5 protein-coding genes are annotated in these 1,972 nt (G+C 47.7%); 4 read left to right on the top strand and 1 reads right to left on the bottom strand.

From position 1 onward, the window contains the following. On the top strand, positions 1-598 hold a 598-nt coding region (locus CVN76_RS22575; protein ID WP_100533131.1), incomplete at its 5' end, for an alpha/beta hydrolase family protein. A 47-nt stretch (positions 599-645) separates the two neighbouring features. After that, on the top strand, positions 646-888 hold the full coding sequence (locus CVN76_RS22570; protein ID WP_061142075.1) for a DUF2584 domain-containing protein: 243 nt from the start codon (positions 646-648) through the stop codon (positions 886-888). Positions 889-954: 66 nt separating this feature from the next. Here CVN76_RS22570 and CVN76_RS31195 read toward each other — a convergent pair whose 3' ends face one another. After that, entirely contained in the window at positions 955-1,152 is a 198-nt protein-coding gene (locus CVN76_RS31195; protein WP_157805762.1) for a hypothetical protein, read from the bottom strand. Between the two features lie 101 nt (positions 1,153-1,253). Between CVN76_RS31195 and CVN76_RS22565 the strand changes: the two genes are divergently transcribed. After that, positions 1,254-1,718: a DUF523 domain-containing protein gene (locus CVN76_RS22565; protein ID WP_100530156.1), complete on the top strand. Its 465-nt coding sequence runs from the start codon at positions 1,254-1,256 to the stop codon at positions 1,716-1,718. 35 nt (positions 1,719-1,753) lie between these two features. Then, on the top strand, positions 1,754-1,972 hold a 219-nt coding region (locus CVN76_RS22560), incomplete at its 3' end, for a TSUP family transporter (protein ID WP_157805761.1).

The following is a 1,972-nucleotide window of genomic DNA, read 5'->3' as shown; positions in this document are numbered from 1 at the left end:
AAGGATCGTTCAGTATGCAGCGGAAGGCTTCATCGTGTTCGCCCCTTTTTATCGTGGGAATCAAGGCGGTGAGGGGGATGAGGATTTTGCAGGCGAAGATCGATACGATGCGATATCAGGCTTCAACCTACTTGAACAGCATCCGCGGGTAAACAAGGATCACATCCATATCCTCGGATTTTCCCGCGGCGGCATCATGGCGCTTTGGACGGGGATACACTGCAGGACTGCAGCATCGATCGTCACATGGGGAGGCGTATCGGACATGTTCTTAACGTATGTCGAACGGGTAGATATGCGCCGGATGATGAAGCGGGTCATCGGCGGCACCCCGACAAAATGCCCGGATCAGTATGAATACCGTACACCCTTATTTGCGATTGAAGAATTGAATGTCCCTGTCCTGATCATTCACGGTGAAAAAGATGACAATGTGGCCATTGAACACGCCTATCGTCTGGAGAAGAGATTGAAGCTGCACGGCAAAGAAGTCGAAAGCTGGTATTTCACTCAATTCACCCATTACTTCCCACCTGCAGTCAACCGCAAAGTAGTCGAAGATTTAACATCTTGGATGAAAAATAAAACGGAAAAATGATAGAATGAAGTATAATCCAAGCATATTGAAAAGAGGAGGAGATTCACATGGGCATGCCCATCGAACTCAACACGATGATCGTTACAAAAGGAAATGAAACCCGCGAAGAAGAAAATATTTTCCGGCTCGCTAAAGATGGGTACCGGCTATACCCGATCGATATCCCAATCGATGTACGAAAAACGAAACAATCCGATACAAGTGGAACGGCCGTGATCCAAAAAGTCGAATGGACCGGTGAAAAAACCATCATCACTTACGAATTATTATCTTTGAACTCCACTAACTAATAATAGAAGCGCTTGCGGGGATGATTTTCACTGTAGGCGCTTTTTTTATTGATTCAGCTGGAAAAATTACACTAAATCACTCATAATCCGACCTACGCCGACAATAATCCGGCCGTCCACCTTCATAATTCGTCCTACGCCGACAATAATCCGGCCGTCCATCTTCATAATCCGACCGTCCACCTTCATAATCCGTCCTACGCCGACAATAATCCGACCGTCCACCTTCATAATCCGTCCAGCCCCATAATTCGACCTACGCACGAATTCATCCGCCCCACGGCGTCAATGATTCGATTTCCTCTCCTAACGTCTTGTCACAGTTGTGATGAGAAGAATGGTAAAATGGTGTTTGGGGTGATTGGATGATTTTGGTGAGTTCTTGTTTGGCGGGTTTTGAGGTGAGATATAACGGGACTCACAGCCTGGATGAGAGGATCAGGGCATTAATTGGCGAGAAAAAGGCTGTATCGGTATGTCCGGAGCTGCATGGTGGTTTTTCGGTACCGAGGGAGCCAGCGGAGATTGTCGGCGGTGCTGGTGAGGATGTACTTGATGGAAAAGCCAAGATCATCGAAAGGACGGGCAGGGATGTAACGGCACTGTACATAGAAGGAGCGAAGCTTACTTTATTGAAAGCCCAGGAGATTGGGGCGACGCTGGTCGTTTTAAAAGAAAATAGTCCATCCTGTGGCAGTGCGGCGATTTATAATGGTGAATTCATGGGGGAGAAGAGGGCCGGGAATGGAGTGACCGCGGCTTTGCTTAGGCGGCATGGATTCATTGTCACGTCAGAGGAGTGGTTATCCGATCATCTGGGAGAAAAATGAGGTGTAATGCTTTTGCTTTTGGGGGAGGGGAATACATGGAGGATATCAACCTCTATACGTTGTTATTTTTAATACTTGCCGGCTTTGTTGCTGCATTCATCGATTCCGTTGTGGGCGGCGGGGGATTGATCTCGATTCCAGCCTTATTGTTTACGGGAATTTCACCTTCAGCGGCATTAGCAACGAATAAGCTTGCAGGGACGATGGGATCGTTGACGAGTACGATTTCATTCATCAGGGCTGGGAAGGTGGAC

This window comes from Bacillus sp. mrc49, from assembly GCF_002803435.1.
The sequence above is the reverse complement of the archived record's forward strand: the minus strand, read 5'-3'. Positions and strand labels throughout refer to the sequence as shown.

Bases quoted from the DNA above. Each gene is read 5' to 3' on its own strand.
- CVN76_RS22565 (WP_100530156.1), top strand. From the start codon at position 1,254: ATGATTTTGGTGAGTTCTTGTTTGGCGGGTTTTGAGGTGAGATATAAC.
- CVN76_RS22570 (WP_061142075.1), top strand. From the start codon at position 646: ATGGGCATGCCCATCGAACTCAACACGATGATCGTTACAAAAGGAAAT.